This is a genomic window from Pseudomonas sp. 3B-A001-10F (assembly GCF_056313565.1).
Window position 1 is genome coordinate 12,690 of sequence record NZ_JBQYFW010000041.1, and the last position, 17,690, is coordinate 30,379.

Consider the following 17,690-nt stretch of genomic DNA (forward strand, 5'->3'; position numbering starts at 1 on the left):
GTTCCACCGTAACCCGGCGTGCCTGAGCCATCAGGCATGCCGGGCCTTTTTCAAAATTACGGAGCGGGAGGCGTTACTGAACGGCTTCGATTTTCTTGATCAGGTCGGCGTACTTCGCGCCGTACTTTTCCCGCACCGGTGCGGTGGCGTCGTAGAAGGGTTTCTTGTCGACCTCGATGAACTCGACGCCGGCGGCCTTGAGTTTTTCTTCACTGGCAGCGGACTTCTTGTCCCACAGCACGCGCTCTTCGGCTTGGGCAGCCTTGGCGGCGGTCTTGACCAGCGTCTGCTGATCCGGGGTCAGTTTTTCCCAAGTGATTTTCGACATCACGATCGGCTCTGGCAGGATCAGGTGTCCGGTGAGGCTGTAGTACTTCGCGTTCTGGAAGTGGTTATGTTCGAGCAGGGTTGGCGGGTTGTTTTCCGCGCCGTCGATGACGCCGGTCTGCAAGGCGCTGAAGATCTCGCCAGTGTCCATGGCGATGCCGTTACCGCCCATGGCGTTCATCATGTCGATGAACATCGGGTTGCCTTGCACGCGGATTTTCATGCCCTTGAGGTCTTCGAGCTTGCGTACCGGTTTCTTGGTGTAGATGTTGCGCGTGCCGCCGTCCATCCAGGCCAGGGCCACCAAGCCGAATTCGGAGTTGGTGATTTTGTCGAGGATTTCGTCGCCCACCGGGCCGTCGATGACGTTACGCATGTGTTGATGGTCGCGGAAGATGAACGGCATGTTGAACACGTTCACGTCCGGTACCACCGGGCCGACGATACCCAGGCTGACGCGAGACAGCTGTACTGCGCCGACCTGCATCTGCTCGATGACTTCCTTTTCGGAACCCAGCACACCGCCCGGGAAGTACTGAAAGGTCAGTTCGCCGTTGGTTTCCTTGGTCAGGGTCTTGCCCATGTTTTCTTCGGCCACCACGGTTGGATAACCGGCGGGATGAATGTCAGCGAATTTGAGTTGCAGTGCCTGAGCGGCGCCAGTGAAGGTAAACATCAGCGGGAGTGCAGCGGCCAGCAAGGTGCGTTTGAAGTTCATGGGGGTGAGTCTCCAGTCTTGTTATTGTTGTGTTCAAGGCGCAGCGGTGCAGCAGAGGGGTTTAAAGCAAATCGTTGAACAAGGGTTCCGCAAGGCCTTTGACGTTGGGGTTCAGGGCGAATACGCCACCGGCCAGAGAGTGCGGATCGTGGTCGTCGCCGGGACGAATCGAGGTGACGAACAAAGTGTCCATGCGGCTGCCGCCGAAGGCACACATGGTCGGTTTTTTCACCGGCACCTCCAGTGAGAAATCAAGACGACCGTCCGGCGCGAAGCGGTGAATCAGGCCGGCGTCGTTGGCGCAGATCCAGTAGAAACCTTCAGCATCCACGGCAGCGCCATCTGGCCGCCCGGGGAAGTGGTTCATGTCGACGAACACACGACGGTTCGACGGCGTGCCAGTCTCGGTGTCGTAATCGAACGCCCAGATCAGTTGCACGTCGGGGTGCGAATCGGACAGGTACATCGTCGTGCCGTCAGGGCTGAAACCGAGGCCGTTGGGCACGATGAAACCGTCGAGCTGCGCTGCGATCACGCCAGACTGCCCGGCGCTGTAGCGATAGAGCCGGCCTTCGGGCGCACTCAGGCCCATGTTCAGCACCATGCTGCCGGCCCAGAAACGGCCCTGTCGGTCGCAGCGACCATCGTTGAGGCGCATGTCTGCGCAGCGGTGCTCGACGCTGGCCAGCCGTTCGCTGTCGAGGCTGCCGTCGCTGTGTGGGTGCAGATGAAAAAAGCCGCTCTCCATGCCGGCAACCCAGCCGCCACCGCTATGGCGGGCGATGCAGGCGAGCATTTCCGGGGTTTTCCAGGCATGCACGTGGCCGGTATCGGCGCTCCAGCGCTGCAGCCCGCCGTTGGCAATATCCACCCAATACAGCGAGTTTTCCTGCGGCACCCAGACCGGGCTTTCGCCCACGGCGTTGCGGGCATCGACGATCAATTCGGCTTGCATACTCATTCCTTCGCGTCGTTGTCAGGGTGATCAGTCGCCGAACGGACCTGCGGCGACAAACGCGCCGCCCTGATAGATCCGCGCCGGGTCATCGGCGGCCGGCATCGGTTGCGCCTCGACTTTTTCGCGGAACACTTCGGAGCTGTCCTTCGCCTCGAAGCCGAGGTGGCTGGCGAAGCGGTTGTCCCACCAGACGTCCTTGTTGGCGGACATGCCGTAGACCACGGTGTGGCCAACGTTCGGCGTGTACAGCGCGCGTTCGAGCAATTGCGTGAGGTCGTCGAAACTCAGCCAGGTGTGCATCATTCGGCGGTTTTGCGGCTCGGGAAACGAGGAGCCGATGCGGATGCTGACGGTCTCGATGCCGTAGCGATCGAAGTAGAAACTGGCCATGTCTTCGCCGTAGGACTTGGACAGTCCGTAGTAGCCATCGGGACGGCGCGCGGAGCTGGCGTCTAGCGGCTCGTCCTGTTTGTAGAAGCCGATGACGTGGTTGGAGCTGGCGAAGATCACCCGCTTCACGCCATGCCGGCGCGCCGCTTCGTAGATGTGAAACACGCCGCAGATGTTGGCGCCGAGGATTTCTTCGAAGGGCCGCTCGACGGAGACGCCGCCGAAATGCAGGATCGCATCGACGCCTTCGACCAGTTGATGCACGGCGTGTTTGTCGGCCAGATCGCAAGGGACGATTTCTTCGCGATCATCGACGGCCGGGGCAATGGCGGCAATGTCCGACAGGCGCAGGACATTGGCATAAGGGCGCATACGTTCGCGCAGAACTTTGCCCAGGCCCCCGGCAGCGCCGGTCAGCAGCAAACGGTTGAACGGGGCGTGGGGAGTAGAGGTAGACGTCATGGCAAGCCCTTACACGTTGTTATTAGGTTTGTTGTAGGTTGTCGTATGACTGCACTGAAGTATCGGTAGGGTTTCCGGAACTTGTCAACGCGACTTTTGGTGTAAATGACGGAAGGGGCTAATTCACTTTTCGATCACCACGATTCCTTGGTTGCAATGCAATCCCGTTGTGGGAGCGAGCCTGCTCGCGAAAGCGGTATGTCATTTCGAAGTGATGTCGACTGACACGCCGCCTTCGCGAGCAGGCTCGCTCCCACAGGGAAACTCGGTGTGACGACTGGCTTTACAACAACGAAATCGGATAACTGATAAAGATCCGGTTCTCGTCAAACTCGTTGGTGCTGAAGTCCCGGCGTATCGTTGCGTTGCGCCATTTCACGTTTAGGTTTTTCAGCGGGCCGCTCTGCACCGTGTAGGCCAGCTCCGACTCGCGGCCCCATTCCTTGCCGTCATTGGTGGTGGCGGTGTGCACGTTGTCGCCGCTGATGTAGCGGTTCATCAGGGTCAGGCCGGGGATGCCGAGGGCGACGAAGTTGTAGTCGTGGCGCAACTGCCAGGAGCGCTCTTTGGCGTTGTCGTAACTGGCGTTGTAACTGTCGTTGGCGAGGGTGCCGCCGCTGGTGCCGTTGACCCGCATCCACGCGTCGTCGCCGCTGAGCTTTTGCAGGCCGACATAAAACGTGTTGCCACCGTATTTGGCCGAAAGCAGGGCAAACGCAGTCTTGTTGTCGAGGTCGCCGGCTTGGGCGCTGCCGTCCTCCTTGCCGGTGAAGAAACCGAGGTTGGCGCCCAGGGTCCAGTCGCCCAACGGCTGGCTGTGGCTGAGGTTGAAATACTGCTGCTGGTAGATGTCGCTGAGTTCGGCGTACCACACGCCGACCAGGGTGCGTTTGTCGTTGAAGGTGTATTCGCCGCCGCCGAAGTTGAAGCGATCGGAAGTGAACGCGCCACGGCCGTTCATGGACATGTCTTCCATGCTCGCATCGTTGCGCGGGCTGTTGCCTCGGAACTGGCCACCGTAGACGGTCAGACCGTTGATCTCGGTGGACGTGATCTGCCCGCCGCGAAAGGTTTGCGGCAGCGAGCGGCCATCGTCAGAGCGCAGGATCGGCAGCACCGGCATCCATTCGCCGACCTTCAATTCAGTCTTCGAGACTTTGGCCTTCAACGCCACGCCGAGCCGTCCGAAATTGTCGGCCGGACGCCCGTCATCGTGGATCGGCAACAGTTGCGTACCGCCCGTACCTTTGCCGCCATCGAGCTTCTGCGAATACATCCCCAGCACATCGAGGCCGAAGCCGACGGTGCCCTGAGTGAAGCCGGATTTGGCATCGAGAATGAAGTTCTGCGTCCATTCCTCAGCCTTGCCTTGTGGGTAGGCCGGGTTGACGAAGTTGCGGTTGAAGTAGGCGTTGCGCAGATTCAGCGTGGCTTTGCTGTCTTCAAGAAAGCCTTCGGCATTGGCGCTCATCGGCAAGGCCAGAGCCAGGCTGCTGCAACCGATCAGGCCAAGGGTGGTGTGCGGGCGCAGCGTGGCAAAGCGGGAAGGGCGGACGAAATTACGGGCGAGTGTGCTCAATGTGACGCTCCCTGTTGCGTTTGTTGTTTTTATTATTTGTCATACGTCGTCGTACAACATGGTTGCGGATATTTCCTAGGTTTTAGGGGAATGTCAACAGCAAGTTATACGATGACTTGCCGTCGCGACGCAGATCACTTTGTAGGAGCTGCGGAACGCTGCGATCTTTTGATCTGGCTTTTTAAAAAAAAACAGGATCAAAAGATCGCAGCCTCGTTTCACTCGACAGCTCCTACAAGTATCTGTGTTGTCCATGGGATGTGTGTTGCCGGTGAATTTGCGGCAAACTTCACCCACCTTCCGCACAAGGCCTTGCAATGGATCAATACGCCCCGCGCAACTGGCAGCCCCACGAAAAGCCCAGTCTGCCCGGTTCCCCCTCGACGCCGTTGCACTCCAACCCCAAGCGCCTGGCCTATGCGCTGGTCGGCGTACTGGTGGCGGTGACCGGTGGCTTGGGCAACTCGCTGGTGGTGGCCAACCTGCCTTATCTGCAAGGCGCACTCGGCACGACCACCGCCGAAATGGCCTGGCTGCCGGCGGCGTATGTGATGACCAACGTGTCGATGAACCTGTTGCTGGTGAAGTTTCGTCAGCAGTTCGGTTTGCGTGCATTCACCGAAGTGTTTCTGGTGCTGTATGCGCTGGTGACTTTCGGCCATCTGTTCGTCAACGACCTGAATTCGGCGGTGGCGGTGCGCGCGGCCCACGGCATGGTGGGCGCGGCGCTGAGTTCGCTGGGCCTGTATTACATGGTCCAGGCGTTCCCGGCGAAGTGGCGGTTGAAGGCGCTGGTACTCGGCCTCGGCACCTCGCAACTGGCCTTGCCATTGGCGCGATTATTTTCCGAAGACTTGCTGCAGATAGCCGAATGGCGCGGCTTGTATCTGTTCGAACTGGGCATGGCACTGCTGTCGCTGGGCTGCGTATTGATGCTCAAGTTGCCACCGGGCGACCGCTTCAAAACCTTCGAAAAACTCGACTTTCTCACCTTCGCCATTCTCGCCACTGGCGTGGCGCTGCTGTGTGCGGTGTTGTCGCTGGGGCGGATTGACTGGTGGCTGGAGGCCAACTGGATCGGCTACGCGCTGGCTGCCTCGATTGCTTTGATCCTCGCCGGTCTGGCCATCGAACATAACCGCAGCAACCCGCTGCTGATGACCCGCTGGCTTGGCAGCGGGACGATGATCCGCCTGGCGCTGGCGGTGACCCTGATTCGCATGGTCACCTCGGAGCAGTCCACCGGTGCGGTCGGTTTCATGCAGAACCTGAACATGGGCTATGAGCAGTTGCACAGCCTCTACGTGGTGATGCTGATCGGCAGTGTTGCGGGGTTGTTGACCAGTGCGCTGACGATCGACCCGAAACACCTGCTGATGCCGCTGATTATCTCGCTGGCACTGATGGCAACCGGGTCGGTGATGGACAGTTTTTCCAACAACCTGACCCGCCCGGAAAACCTCTACTTCAGCCAGTTTCTGCTGGCGTTCGGCAGCACGTTTTTCCTCGGCCCGACCATGGTTTTCGGTACGCGCAACGTGCTGACCAATCCGCGCAATCTGGTGAGTTTTTCCGTGCTGTTCGGGATCTGCAACAACCTCGGTGGCCTGCTCGGTGCGGCGCTTCTGGGCACTTTTCAGATCGTCCGGGAAAAATTTCATTCCAGTCAAATCGTTGAGCACCTGACGCTGTCTGACCCTTTGGTGGCCGCGCGCGTGCAGAGCGGCGGCTCGGCATATGGCTCGTTGCTGGCCGACCCGAGTCTGCGCAACCTGGCGGGGATTCGCAGCCTGTCCAACGCCGCGACCCGAGAGGCCAATGTGCTGGCCTACAACGATGTGTTCATGCTGATCGCCGTGATTGCGGTGCTGACCATGATCTGGCTGTCCATTCGCGCGCTGTGGCTGATGAGCACCACCAAAGCCGTCGCCCCAGCGCCATCCACACCTTCGAGCGGTGCCACTTCTTCATGACCGAACCGACCACCACAACCACCAATGCCATTGCCGCCACGCCTGAGGGTGTGGCGCCGCCGTCATCGCCGAACACCGAGCCGCGCTCGCTGCGGGTGCGGATCATTTCTTCGCTGGGCTTTGCCGCGATTGCCATCGTTGGCGTGTTGATCGTGCTGTATGCCTGGCAATTGCCGCCGTTCAGCAGTGCGGTTGAGACTACTGAAAACGCGTTGGTGCGCGGGCAGGTGACGATCATCGGCCCGCAACTCGCCGGTTATGTTTACGAGGTGCCGGTGCAGGATTTCCAGTACGTGAAAGCCGGGGATTTGCTGGTGCGTCTCGATGACCGCATCTATCAGCAGCGACTCGACCAGTCACTGGCGCAACTGGCGGTGCAGAAAGCCGCGTTGGCCAATGTGGTGCAGCAACGCAACAGCGCCGAGGCGACGATCAAATTGCGTCAGGCGGCGCAGGCCGACAGCGAAGCGCAGTTGCGCAAGAGTGAAGCGGATCTGCGCCGCAATCAGGAATTGGTGCGCGACGGTTCGGTGTCGAAGCGCGAGATGGACGTCGCACTGGCGGCGAATGCGCAAAGCATTGCGGCGGTCGCACAAGCCAAGGCCAATCTGGAAATCGCCCGTCAGGATCTGCAAACAGTGATCGTCAATCGTGGCTCGCTGGAGGCGGCCGTGGCCAGCGCCGAAGCGGCGGTGCAACTGGCGCGGATTGATCTGTCGAATACGCGCATCGTCGCCCCGCGTGATGGCCAGCTCGGGCAGATCGGCGTGCGCCTCGGTGCCTACGTCAACTCCGGAGCGCAGTTGATGGCGTTGGTGCCAAACCAGAAATGGGTGATCGCCAACATGAAAGAAACCCAGATGGATAACGTGCGCGTCGGGCAACCGGTGCGCTTCACCGTCGATGCGCTGAATCACCGCCGATTCACCGGGCATGTGCAGCATATTTCGCCGGGGACGGGCTCGGAATTTGCCCTGTTGCAGGCGGACAACGCCACCGGCAATTTCGTCAAAATTGCCCAGCGGGTGCCGGTGCGGATCACCATCGATCCGGATCAGCAGGAAGAGGAGCGTTTGCGGCCGGGGATGTCGGTGGTGGTCAGCATCGACACCGCAGCGGGCAACACCCAACCCCATTAAGATCAAAAGATCGCAGCCTTCGGCAGCTCCTACAGATTACCCATGTAGGAGCTGCCGAAGGCTGCGATCTTTTGATTTTCAGGTTGTGATCATCGGGGGCAGGGTACCGAGCAGCGAGACAGCCGCAACCGCGCCAATGCCCAGCAGCCATTCGAGCATCACACTGCGCCTGAGCGCGCCCATCCGCTGCTCGCAATCATCAATCCGCAAACGATTGAACAACGCCAATCCAAGCATTCCCAGCACGATCAGCGCCTTGATCAACAGGATCAACGCAAACCCGCTGAACAACGGCGTCGGCCACCACTGGCCGGTCAGCACGCGGACATTGATCAATCCCGTCAGCAGCAGCCCCGCGACCAGCGCATAACCGACGCCGCTGAAACGCCGCAACACTTCACGCATCGGTTCCGTCGGCTGACGCAGAATCAGCACCAGCATCAACAACCCGCCCAACCACGCCGCCACGCAGGTCAAATGAACGATCTGGTTGAGAATCAGCAATTGCCCGCTCACGCCATCGAGCATGGCGCCATGTCCGACCGGTGCGAGGGTCGCCAGCAGCAAGCCGCTCAAGCCCAAACGCAACGGCATGCTCGAACGCCAAGGCGTGAACAACAGCGCCAACAGCGCGGCATTGATCAGCAAATGCCAACGCCACACCTGACCAAAAAACGTATGACCCAGCACCAGCGCAACCGTGTCTGGGTCAAACGCCGCCGCTGCCGAACCGGCCATGCTCGCGGTGATCAACAGCGCCCAGGCAATTCCGCTGAGCAGTGCGACAGTCGCCAGCCAACGCGCCAGTCGCGCCAGGTGCCGATCCACTTGCGGCGCTTCATCCTTGAGCAGCAACGGCCTGAACAGCCAGGCCCCGAACAGCATCAACACCACGATGAAATGCACAAAGCGGCACAGCACCAGCGCTTCACTCATGAATTACTGACTCACCTTGAACTGGTAGGCGCCTTCGCTTTTGTGCGTGTCGACAGACACTGCGTGCCATTCGACTTTGTACTCGCCGGCGCTCAAAGGAGCTGCGGGGGTAACGATCAGGGTTTTCTTGTCGCCCTCGGTGATCAGCGGTTTGACCGCGACCGGTGCGCCATCGCGAGTCAAGGTGACTTTGGTGAAACTGGCCTCGACACCTTCGGAAAAGGTCAGGCGCAAATCGGCGGGAGCAGCGACGGTGCTATCGGCGGCCGGGGTCTGGCTTTTCAGGTGGGCGTGGGCAAATACGGAAGATGCGGCGAACAGCGAAGCGAGCAGGGCAGTGGTGGTCAGGACGTTCTTGAACAGCATCGCGGATACCTCTGAGGCAGGATCGAAGAAGCGTCAGTTTAGCCATCCGCTCACGCCAGTACGAAGTTTTGTTTGCAGCGGTCGCCCGCGGACCAGAGCGGATGCTAGTCTTGGGCAACGCTGTTGTCAGGGAGCCCTCATGGGCAATCACAAGATCGAGATTCGTCGCAACAACGTCGAGAAAATTCTCCTCGCGGCGGAAAAAGTCTTCGCCGAAAAAGGCTTCGGCGGCACGGCCATGGCCGACATCGCGGCTGAGGTGCAGTTGCCGCGTTCCAATCTGCATTATTACTTCAGCACCAAGAGCGAGCTGTACAGCGCGGTGCTGTTCGATCTGCTGGAAGTATGGAAACAGGATGCGCTGTGCTTTGAGATGTTCGACGATCCGCGCGTGGTGCTGAGCAGCTACATCCGCGCCAAGATGAACCACTCGCGCAGCCGACCGTACGGCTCGAAAGTCTGGGCCAACGAGATCATCCACGGCGCGCCAACGTTGGGCGAGGCGCTGGATGTCAGCCTGTATGACTGGGCGAAGATGAAGGAAGCGAAGATTCGTCAGTGGGTCGAGGACAAGCGGATTCTGCCGGTGGAACCGTCGAGTTTGCTGTACATGATCTGGGCGTCGACACAGCACTATGCTGACTTTGATCATCAGGTGAATATTCTGAATGAGCATCAGCCGTTGTCGGATATGCAGTTTGAACGGGCGGTGCAGACGGTGACGAGTGTGATATTGCGTGGGATCGGGTTGGAACCCTGAAAGCAAAAGCCAACCCTCACCCCAGCCCTCTCCCGGAGGGAGAGGGGGCCGACCGAGGTGTCCTGCGAGATATATCGACCTGAAAAACCGAGTCGATTGTGGATTCAAAGCAAATCGTTCACGTCGGTGGATTTCTGAAGCATCCCCCAATCAGTCCCCTCTCCCTTTGGGAGAGGGTTAGGGTGAGGGGGCTGTTGGATCAGTCGGCGATCTAGACCGCAACGTGATACGGATTCCGCGGATCATGATTCCAGTCCAGAAACGGCTTCCCAGTCTCCATCGGCACCATCTCGATACAGTCCGCCACCGGACACGTGATCTGGCACAGATTGCAGCCCACACACTCCTCATCAATCACTTCATATTTATGCGTGCCGTCCGCCTGCTTCAGACTGCTGATCGCCTGGTGTGAAGTGTCCTCACAAGCAATGTGGCAACGCCCGCAACCAATGCACGCGTCCTGATCAATCTTGGCGATCACCTGATAGTTGATGTCGAGGTACTTCCAGTCCGTGGTATTGCCCACCGCACGCCCGGAAAACTCGGCGATGCTGGCGTAACCCTGACTGTCCATCCATCGCGACAAACCGTCCTTCATCTCCTCGACAATGCGGAACCCATGCAACATCGCCGCTGTGCACACCTGCACCGCGCCGCTGCCCAGCGCCATGAATTCTGCCGCATCGCGCCAACTGCCAATGCCGCCAATGCCACAGATTGGCAAGCCCTGGGTCTGCGGGTCGCGGGCAATTTCCGCAACCATGTTCAGCGCAATTGGCTTCACCGCCGAGCCGCAATAACCGCCGTGGGTGCTTTTGCTGCCGACGGTGGGCAGGGCGACCATGTGTTCCAGGTCGACGCTGGTGATCGAGTTGATCGTATTGATCAGCGACACTGCATCGGCACCGCCGCGATGGGCGGCGCGGGCGGCGACGCGGATGTCGGTGATGTTCGGCGTCAGTTTGACGATCACCGGCAGCGAGCAATAGGTCTTGCACCAGCGCGTGACCTGTTCGACGTACTCCGGCACCTGACCGACCGCCGCCCCCATGCCACGCTCGGGCATGCCGTGCGGGCAGCCGAAATTCAGCTCGATACCGTCAGCGCCGGTGGCTTCCACCAGCGGCAGAATGTGTTTCCACGATTCCTCCACGCACGGCACCATCAGCGAAACGATCAGCGCGCGATCCGGCCAGTCCTTCTTCACCTGAGTGATTTCGCGCAGGTTGATTTCCAGCGAACGGTCGGTGATCAGCTCGATATTGTTAATGCCCAGCACTTCACGGTTGTTGCCGTAATGCGCGGAGTAACGCGACGACACGTTGACCGCCGCCGGATCCTCTCCGAGGGTTTTCCAGACCACGCCACCCCAGCCCGCTTCAAAGGCACGGACCACGTTGTAGGCTTTGTCGGTGGGCGGCGCAGAGGCCAGCCAGAAAGGATTCGGCGCTTTGATGCCAGCGAAGACAATCGACAGATCGGCCATTTACGCAGCCTCCACGTTAAGCATCAGTTGAGCATTGATCGCCTCGGCGGCGCGTTTGCCGTGCTGCACGGCTTGCACGGTGAGGTCCTGATCGAGGCTGGTGCAGTCGCCGCCGGCATACACGCCGGGGATGCTGGTGCGCAGGTTTTCATCGACGTAGATGCGTTCGCCCTGACGCTTGAGTTCACGGGCCAACGGGTCGGCGAGGGCGCTGCCGTCGAAGGCCTGACCGATGGCTTTGAAGATCGCATCGGCGGCCAGTTCGAAGGTCTCGCCGGTGGTTTGCAGGCGACCGTCGACCAGATCGGTGCGGGCGAAACGCATACCGCGCACCTGGCCCTGAGCGTCGAGCAGCACCTCTTCCGGTTGCGCCCAGGTCAGCAGGCGTACCTGATTGGCTTTGGCGATGTCCTGTTCATGACCGGTAGCGCCCATGTCGGCAGCGCCCCGGCGATACACCAGATTGACGTCGCGAGCCCCAAGGCGAGCCATTTGCACGGCCATGTCGATCGCGGTGTTACCGGCGCCAAGGACGATGCAGCGTTCGGCCAATGGCAGTTGCGTGAGGTCATCGGCTTGGCGCAATTCGCGAATGTAGTCGGTGGCAGCGAGCAGGCCGGGGGCATCTTCGTGGGCCAAACCGAGTTGCTTGCTTGCGCTGAGGCCGAGGCCGAGGAACACCGCATCGAACTGTTGATGCAGTTCGCTGAGGGTCAGATTCTCGCCGAGCTTGTGCCCGTGACGAATCTCGATGCCGCCGATCTGCAGAAGGAAATCCAGTTCCTTCTGCGCGTAGTCGTCGACCAGTTTGTACTTGGCGATTCCGTATTCATTGAGGCCGCCAGCCTTTTCCCGAGCTTCGAAAATCACCACGTCATGACCGTGCATGGCGCTGCGATGCGCACAGGACAAACCGGCCGGCCCGGCACCGACCACGGCGATGCGTTTGCCGGTCGCTGCGGCGCGCTGGAACGGATGTTCGCTGAAGTGCGCGTTGTCCACGGCGTAGCGTTGCAACAGGCCGATCAACACCGGCGCGCATTCCTGGGCGTTATTGCGCACGCAGGCTTGTTGGCAAAGGATCTCGGTTGGACAGACCCGCGCGCAACTGCCACCGAGGATGTTCGCCGAGAGGATTTTCTGCGCCGCACCGGGGACGTTGTCCTGATGAATGTTGCGGATGAACGACGGGATGTCGATCTCGCTGGGGCACGCATTGACGCACGGCGCGTCGTAGCAATACAGGCAGCGCGAGGCTTCCAGATGCGCCTGCCGGTCGTTGAGTGGCGGCGCCAGATCGGTGAAATGCCCGGCGAGGGCGGCCGCGCTTTCGTGCGGGTGGGGGAGATGGTTCAGGGTCTCGATCACGGTTTTTTGCCTCACGGTTATTGAGGTTCTCTGCCTCTGATGGGCAGTGGTTTTTGTGTTGTTTGAACTGACGCCATCGCGAGCAGGCTCACTCCTACAGGTGTACGCATTCCAAATGTAGGAGTGAGCCTGCTCGCGATGAGGCCGAAGGCCTCGCTTTAGCGCTTGACGGCAGTCGGGCGATGTTGCTCAGCCCGCTTGCTCAGCAAATCAAACACCGCCGGATACGCCGGCCGTTCGATATACCGCCCGGCCCCACGCTCGGCGCGCAGGTCGCCATCGGCCCAGACCACCCGGCCCTGGCTGACGGTATGGCTCGGCACGCCGCGCACGGTCTTGCCTTCGAAGATGTTGAAGTCCACCTGCTGATGGTGGGTCTTGGCGGAAATGGTCCGGCTGCCTTGCGGATCCCACAGCACCAGATCGGCATCGGCGCCGACGCGAATCGCACCTTTGCGCGGATAGAGATTGAAGATCTTTGCGGTGTTGGTGGAGGTGAGAGCGACGAAATCCTGCATCGACAAACGACCACTGTTGACGCCTTCGTCCCACAGCACCGCCATGCGATCTTCGATACCCGCCGTACCGTTGGGGATCTTGCTGAAATCATCGCGGCCGGCGGCTTTCTGCTCGGCGCAGAAGCAGCAATGGTCAGTCGCGGTGGTGTGCAGATTGCCGTTTTGTAGTCCGTGCCACAGCGCCTCTTGATGGCCGCGCGGACGGAACGGCGGGCTCATCACGTAACCGGCAGCGGTCTGCCAGTCCGGGTGTTGATAGACGCTGTCGTCGAGCAACAAATGCCCGGCCAGCACTTCGCCGTACACCGGTTGGCCCTTGCTGCGCGCATAAGTGATTTCGTCGAGGGCTTCCTTGGTCGAAACGTGCACCAGATACAACGGCGTGCCGATGGTTTCAGCAATACGAATCGCCCGGCTCGCCGCTTCACCTTCAACCTGCGACGGCCGCGACAGCGGATGCGCCTCCGGCCCGGTGATGCCCTGGGCCATCAACTTGCGTTGCAAGTGATAAACCAGCTCGCCGTTTTCCGCGTGCACGGTCGGCACCGCGCCGAGTTCCAGGCAGCGCTCGAAACTCGCCACCAGCGTGTCGTCGGCGGCCATGATTGCGTTCTTGTAAGCCATGAAATGCTTGAAGCTGTTGATCCCGTGATGGCTGACCAGCTCGGCCATTTCCTCACGCACTTGCTCGCTCCACCAGGTGATTGCGACGTGGAAGCCATAGTCGGAAGCCGATTTTTCCGCCCAGCCGCGCCACTGATGAAAGGCTTCCATCAGCGACTGCTGCGGATTGGGAATCACAAAATCGATGATCGATGTGGTGCCGCCGGCCAGACCTGCCGCTGTGCCGCTATAGAAATCTTCGCTGGCCACGGTGCCCATGAACGGTAGTTGCATGTGCGTGTGCGGATCGATGCCGCCAGGCATCAGGTATTGACCACTGCCGTCGAGGATTTCGGCGCCGGCGGGAATATCAAGGTTTTCACCAATGGCTTTGATCACGCCGTCGGCGCAATAGACGTCGGCGCGGTAACTTTCATCATGGGTAACAACGGTGGCGCCACGGATCAACAGAGACATTCCGAGTTCCTCGCAGGCATTGACCGACTTGTGCCGGTTCTAGATGTTTTATTGATGTACGGCGATGCAGGGCGTATTCCTGTCAGCGCTGTCAGGAATAGAAACTAGTCGCAGATTTGCAATAGAGCAAGATTATTTTTTATAAGCTTATTGCTGTTTTAAGTGTATGAAAAATAACGATAAAAAACGTAAATCACCAAAATGGTGAGGCCGTTCACCATTTTGACGCACTTGACAGGATGGAAATATGAGCAAGATTTCCTATGTGAAATCAGCCGCTTGAAGTTGAGCTGCGGCTGCTCGCTCACGATGAAAATAAATGCAGTGCACCAGTTTGAGTCCTGTCTGTTCGGACAACTTGCTAAGTGTTTAGCCTGAGCACCCAGACAAATTTCCGCGAACTCACCCGGTGAATAATTAAAACTGATGAATATCAGAAAGTTGCAAAGCGTTTGACCCTCGGCCCGATGCGTAAGCGGGGCACCCGGCACGTTTATTGATGCCGCCGCTGACACCATGGCCGGTGCACGAAAGTTGTCAGTTCCTCCGGCCATCGTCCGGCTCGCGCACTCGTGTGCAAGCCGCCTGATGAGCAAAAAAATAATCAGAAGAACAGTGGAGCGGCCATGCAACAGATCAGATCGCAAGTGACCGAGCGCGACGGCTTGTTCGAACTCGAAGCCGGCAGCGACGTCCTCGACAGTCCCCGTTACAACCACGACATGGCACCGACCAAGGTGCGCGAACGTACCTGGAACAAGTGGCACATCACCGCGCTGTGGGTCGGCATGTCGATCTGTGTGCCGACTTATACCCTCGGTGGCGTGCTCACGGCGTACTTCGGCTTGAGCGTCGGTGAAGCGCTGCTGGCGATTCTGTTCGCCAACATCATCGTGCTGATTCCGCTGACACTTAACGCTTTCCCCGGCACCAAATACGGCATTCCGTTTCCGGTGTTGCTGCGCTCGTCGTTCGGCATTCTCGGTTCCAACGTGCCGTGTCTGATTCGTGCGTTGGTGGCGTGTGGCTGGTTTGGCATTCAGACGATGTTTGGCGGGTTGGCGATTCACCTGTTTCTCGGCTCGGTGTTCGAGGGCTGGAAATCCCTCGGCGGCACGGGGGAGGTGATTGGCTTCATGGTGTTCTGGGCGCTGAACCTGTGGGTGGTGATTCGCGGCGCTGAGTCGATCAAGTGGCTGGAAACCTTGTCGGCGCCGCTGTTGGTGGCGGTCGGCATTGGCTTGCTGGTGTGGGCGATGCCCAATGTATCGATGAGTGAATTGATGGCGATTCCGGCCAAACGCCCGGAAGGCGCGAGCGTGTACGGCTACTTCGCCGCCGGACTGACGGCGATGGTCGGCTTCTGGGCGACGTTGTCGTTGAACATTCCGGACTTCAGCCGTTACGCCAAGAGCCAAAAGGATCAGATTCTCGGGCAGATCATCGGCCTGCCGCTGACCATGTTCCTGTTCGCCGCGCTGGGTGTGGTGATGACTGCCGCGTCGGTGAAACTGGTCGGTGTGACGGTGTCCGATCCGGTGACGCTGATCGGCCATATCCAAAGTCCGGTATGGGTCGCGGTGGCGATGGCATTGATCATCATCGCCACGCTATCGACCAACACTGCCGCGAACATCGTTTCGCCAACCAACGACTTTCAGAACATCGCCCCCAAGGTGATCAACCGCACCAAAGCGGTGTTGCTGACCGGGTTGGTCGGGCTGTTGTTGATGGGGCATGAGCTGTTGAAGAAGCTCGGCTGGATCGTTTCCGAGGTCAGCCTGGAAAGTGTCTACTCCAACTGGCTGCTCGGTTATTCGAGCCTTCTCGGACCGATCGCCGGGATCATGGTGGTGGACTATTTTCTGATCAAGAAACAGCAATTGGACCTCGCCGGGCTGTACCGCGACGACGTCTATCCAGCGTGGAACTGGGCCGGTTTTGTTGCCTTTGGCGTACCGGTGGTGTTGACCGTGATGTCGCTGGGCAGCGATGCGTTCAGCTGGTTTTACAGCTATGGCTGGTTCACCGGTTCGGCGCTGGGCGGGATTATTTATTACGGGTTGTGCGTGATGCGCGCGCAGCCTTCGGTCGTGAAGTCGGCGGTGTAGCACATGATCATTCCCACGCTCTGCGTGGGAATGCAGCCCGGGACGCTCCGCGTCCCAACAGCGGACGCAGAGCGTCCATGGATGAGTTCCCACGCAGAGCGTGGGAACTATCGGTATCAGCACTGAGGAGATCCCCATGAACGCAGCCGTAGACGTTCTGCAATCGACCCATCAGCACATCAACCGCGATCGCCTGTGGGCGTCGCTCATGGAACTGGCCAAACTCGGCGCGACGGTCAAGGGCGGGGTCTGTCGCCTGGCCCTCACTGACCTCGACCGCCAGGCCCGCGACCTCTTCGTGCAGTGGTGCAAGGACGCCGGGTGCAGCGTCACGGTCGATGAAGTCGGCAACATCTTCGCCCGTCGCCCCGGGCGCAATCCGAATCTGCCACCGGTGATGACCGGCAGCCACATCGACACCCAACCCACCGGCGGCAAGTTCGACGGCTGCTTCGGCGTACTCGCCGGCGTCGAAGTCCTGCGCACGCTCAACGACCTCGGCGTCGAAACTGAAGCGCCGCTGGAAGTGGTGGTCTGGACCAACGAAGAAGGCTCGCGCTTCGCCCCGTGCATGATGGGCTCCGGGGTGTTCGCCGAGAAATTCACCCTCGAAGAAACCCTCGCCAAAGTCGATGCCGATGGCGTCACCGTCGGTGAAGCGCTGAACGCCATTGGCTATGCCGGTCCGCGTAAAGTCAGCGGGCATAAGGTCGGCGCCTATTTCGAAGCACACATCGAGCAAGGCCCGATCCTCGAAGACGAACAGAAAACCATCGGCGTTGTGCTCGGCGCGCTGGGGCAGAAGTGGTTCGACCTCAAGCTGCGCGGCGTCGAAGCCCATGCCGGTCCAACGCCGATGCACCTGCGTAAAGACGCGCTGGTCGGCGCCTCGGTGATCGTCGGTGCGGTCAACCGCGCCGCCCTCGGTCATCAACCCCACGCCTGCGGCACCGTCGGTTGTCTGCAGGCCTATCCCGGTTCGCGCAACGTCATTCCGGGCGAAGTACGCATGACGCTCGACTTCCGGCATCTGGAACCGGCGCGGCTGGATTCGATGATCGCTGAGGTGAAGCAAGTCATCGACGCCACTTGCGAAGAACATGGCCTGACTTACGAACTGACCCCGACTGCCGATTTCCCGCCGCTGTACTTCGAAAAAGGCTGCGTGGAAGCGGTGCGCGGCGCAGCGAAAGGGCTGGGTTTGTCGAATATGGACATCGTCAGTGGCGCCGGGCATGACGCGATTTTCCTCGCCGAACTCGGCCCCGCCGGGATGATCTTTGTGCCGTGCGAAGGCGGCATCAGCCACAACGAAATCGAGAACGCCGCGCCGGATGATCTGGCGGCGGGGTGTGCGGTGTTGTTGCGGGCGATGCTGGCGGCTTCGGCGATGGTCGCGGGAGGGCAGCGGGCGGCTTGAAGATGAAAAGATCGCAGCCTTGCAGCAGCTGTCGAGTGTAACGAGGCTGCGATCTTTTCCTGTCACCCAAACGTCACAAACCTGTGCGATGTTGCCGGC

Annotated in this window: 14 protein-coding genes; 5 read left to right on the top strand and 9 right to left on the bottom strand. The window is 59.9% G+C overall.

The window, feature by feature from the left end; all coding sequences use genetic code 11:
- Positions 1-73: 73 nt before the first annotated feature.
- The 4 genes from AC0ZWN_RS25770 to AC0ZWN_RS25785 all read right to left on the bottom strand — a co-directional run bounded on the left by AC0ZWN_RS25770 (position 74) and on the right by AC0ZWN_RS25785 (position 4,434).
- Positions 74-1,045, bottom strand: coding sequence for a TRAP transporter substrate-binding protein (locus AC0ZWN_RS25770; RefSeq protein WP_460129196.1), 972 nt, complete (start codon positions 1,043-1,045; stop codon positions 74-76).
- A gap of 61 nt (positions 1,046-1,106) precedes the next feature.
- On the bottom strand, positions 1,107-2,000 hold the full coding sequence (locus tag AC0ZWN_RS25775) for an SMP-30/gluconolactonase/LRE family protein (protein ID WP_476337140.1): 894 nt from the start codon (positions 1,998-2,000) through the stop codon (positions 1,107-1,109).
- 30 nt (positions 2,001-2,030) lie between these two features.
- Positions 2,031-2,855, bottom strand: a complete 825-nt coding sequence (locus AC0ZWN_RS25780; protein WP_476337142.1) for an NAD-dependent epimerase/dehydratase family protein — start codon at positions 2,853-2,855, stop codon at positions 2,031-2,033.
- Positions 2,856-3,138: 283 nt separating this feature from the next.
- Positions 3,139-4,434, bottom strand: coding sequence for an OprD family porin (locus AC0ZWN_RS25785; protein WP_460129190.1), 1,296 nt, complete (start codon positions 4,432-4,434; stop codon positions 3,139-3,141).
- A 317-nt stretch (positions 4,435-4,751) separates the two neighbouring features.
- Here AC0ZWN_RS25785 and AC0ZWN_RS25790 point away from each other — a divergent pair, with 317 nt between their 5' ends.
- Together AC0ZWN_RS25790 and AC0ZWN_RS25795 are read left to right on the top strand one after the other, a co-directional pair.
- A complete protein-coding gene (locus tag AC0ZWN_RS25790) occupies positions 4,752-6,407 on the top strand; it encodes an MFS transporter (RefSeq protein ID WP_476337144.1) in 1,656 nt (551 codons plus the stop codon).
- A complete protein-coding gene (locus AC0ZWN_RS25795) occupies positions 6,404-7,546 on the top strand; it encodes an HlyD family secretion protein (RefSeq protein WP_476337145.1) in 1,143 nt (380 codons plus the stop codon). Before AC0ZWN_RS25790 ends, AC0ZWN_RS25795 begins: the two co-directional genes overlap by 4 nt.
- Before the next feature lie 78 nt (positions 7,547-7,624).
- Here AC0ZWN_RS25795 and copD read toward each other — a convergent pair whose 3' ends face one another.
- The gene (gene copD, locus AC0ZWN_RS25800; protein WP_476337147.1) at positions 7,625-8,482 is read right to left on the bottom strand and encodes a copper homeostasis membrane protein CopD; all 858 of its coding nucleotides are present in this window, start codon (positions 8,480-8,482) and stop codon (positions 7,625-7,627) included.
- Positions 8,483-8,485: 3 nt separating this feature from the next.
- Positions 8,486-8,848, bottom strand: a complete 363-nt coding sequence (gene copC, locus AC0ZWN_RS25805) for a copper homeostasis periplasmic binding protein CopC (protein ID WP_476337148.1) — start codon at positions 8,846-8,848, stop codon at positions 8,486-8,488.
- 139 nt (positions 8,849-8,987) lie between these two features.
- On the opposite strand from copC, the gene AC0ZWN_RS25810 reads away from it, so the two are divergent.
- The gene (locus AC0ZWN_RS25810; protein WP_007919317.1) at positions 8,988-9,608 is read left to right on the top strand and encodes a TetR/AcrR family transcriptional regulator; all 621 of its coding nucleotides are present in this window, start codon (positions 8,988-8,990) and stop codon (positions 9,606-9,608) included.
- Positions 9,609-9,819: 211 nt separating this feature from the next.
- On the opposite strand, the gene preA is transcribed toward AC0ZWN_RS25810, so the two are convergent.
- From preA to hydA, 3 genes are all read right to left on the bottom strand, one after another.
- Positions 9,820-11,094, bottom strand: a complete 1,275-nt coding sequence (preA, locus tag AC0ZWN_RS25815) for an NAD-dependent dihydropyrimidine dehydrogenase subunit PreA (RefSeq protein ID WP_093440896.1) — start codon at positions 11,092-11,094, stop codon at positions 9,820-9,822.
- A complete protein-coding gene (locus AC0ZWN_RS25820) occupies positions 11,095-12,462 on the bottom strand; it encodes an NAD(P)-dependent oxidoreductase (protein WP_476337151.1) in 1,368 nt (455 codons plus the stop codon).
- Between the two features lie 158 nt (positions 12,463-12,620).
- Entirely contained in the window at positions 12,621-14,060 is a 1,440-nt protein-coding gene (hydA, locus tag AC0ZWN_RS25825; RefSeq protein WP_476337153.1) for a dihydropyrimidinase, read from the bottom strand.
- Between the two features lie 626 nt (positions 14,061-14,686).
- On the opposite strand from hydA, the gene AC0ZWN_RS25830 reads away from it, so the two are divergent.
- Complete coding sequence (locus AC0ZWN_RS25830) at positions 14,687-16,171, top strand: NCS1 family nucleobase:cation symporter-1 (RefSeq protein WP_476337154.1); 1,485 nt, start codon at positions 14,687-14,689, stop codon at positions 16,169-16,171.
- Positions 16,172-16,307: 136 nt separating this feature from the next.
- Entirely contained in the window at positions 16,308-17,591 is a 1,284-nt protein-coding gene (locus AC0ZWN_RS25835) for a Zn-dependent hydrolase (protein ID WP_476337156.1), read from the top strand.
- Positions 17,592-17,690: the final 99 nt, after the last annotated feature.

Coding starts and splice junctions, on each gene's coding strand:
- AC0ZWN_RS25770 (WP_460129196.1), bottom strand. CDS start 1,045: ATGAACTTCAAACGCACCTTGCTGGCCGCTGCACTCCCGCTGATGTTT.
- AC0ZWN_RS25775 (WP_476337140.1), bottom strand. CDS start 2,000: ATGCAAGCCGAATTGATCGTCGATGCCCGCAACGCCGTGGGCGAAAGC.
- AC0ZWN_RS25780 (WP_476337142.1), bottom strand. CDS start 2,855: ATGACGTCTACCTCTACTCCCCACGCCCCGTTCAACCGTTTGCTGCTG.
- AC0ZWN_RS25790 (WP_476337144.1), top strand. CDS start 4,752: ATGGATCAATACGCCCCGCGCAACTGGCAGCCCCACGAAAAGCCCAGT.
- AC0ZWN_RS25795 (WP_476337145.1), top strand. CDS start 6,404: ATGACCGAACCGACCACCACAACCACCAATGCCATTGCCGCCACGCCT.
- copD (WP_476337147.1), bottom strand. CDS start 8,482: ATGAGTGAAGCGCTGGTGCTGTGCCGCTTTGTGCATTTCATCGTGGTG.
- copC (WP_476337148.1), bottom strand. CDS start 8,848: ATGCTGTTCAAGAACGTCCTGACCACCACTGCCCTGCTCGCTTCGCTG.
- AC0ZWN_RS25810 (WP_007919317.1), top strand. CDS start 8,988: ATGGGCAATCACAAGATCGAGATTCGTCGCAACAACGTCGAGAAAATT.
- preA (WP_093440896.1), bottom strand. CDS start 11,094: ATGGCCGATCTGTCGATTGTCTTCGCTGGCATCAAAGCGCCGAATCCT.
- hydA (WP_476337153.1), bottom strand. CDS start 14,060: ATGTCTCTGTTGATCCGTGGCGCCACCGTTGTTACCCATGATGAAAGT.
- AC0ZWN_RS25830 (WP_476337154.1), top strand. CDS start 14,687: ATGCAACAGATCAGATCGCAAGTGACCGAGCGCGACGGCTTGTTCGAA.
- AC0ZWN_RS25835 (WP_476337156.1), top strand. CDS start 16,308: ATGAACGCAGCCGTAGACGTTCTGCAATCGACCCATCAGCACATCAAC.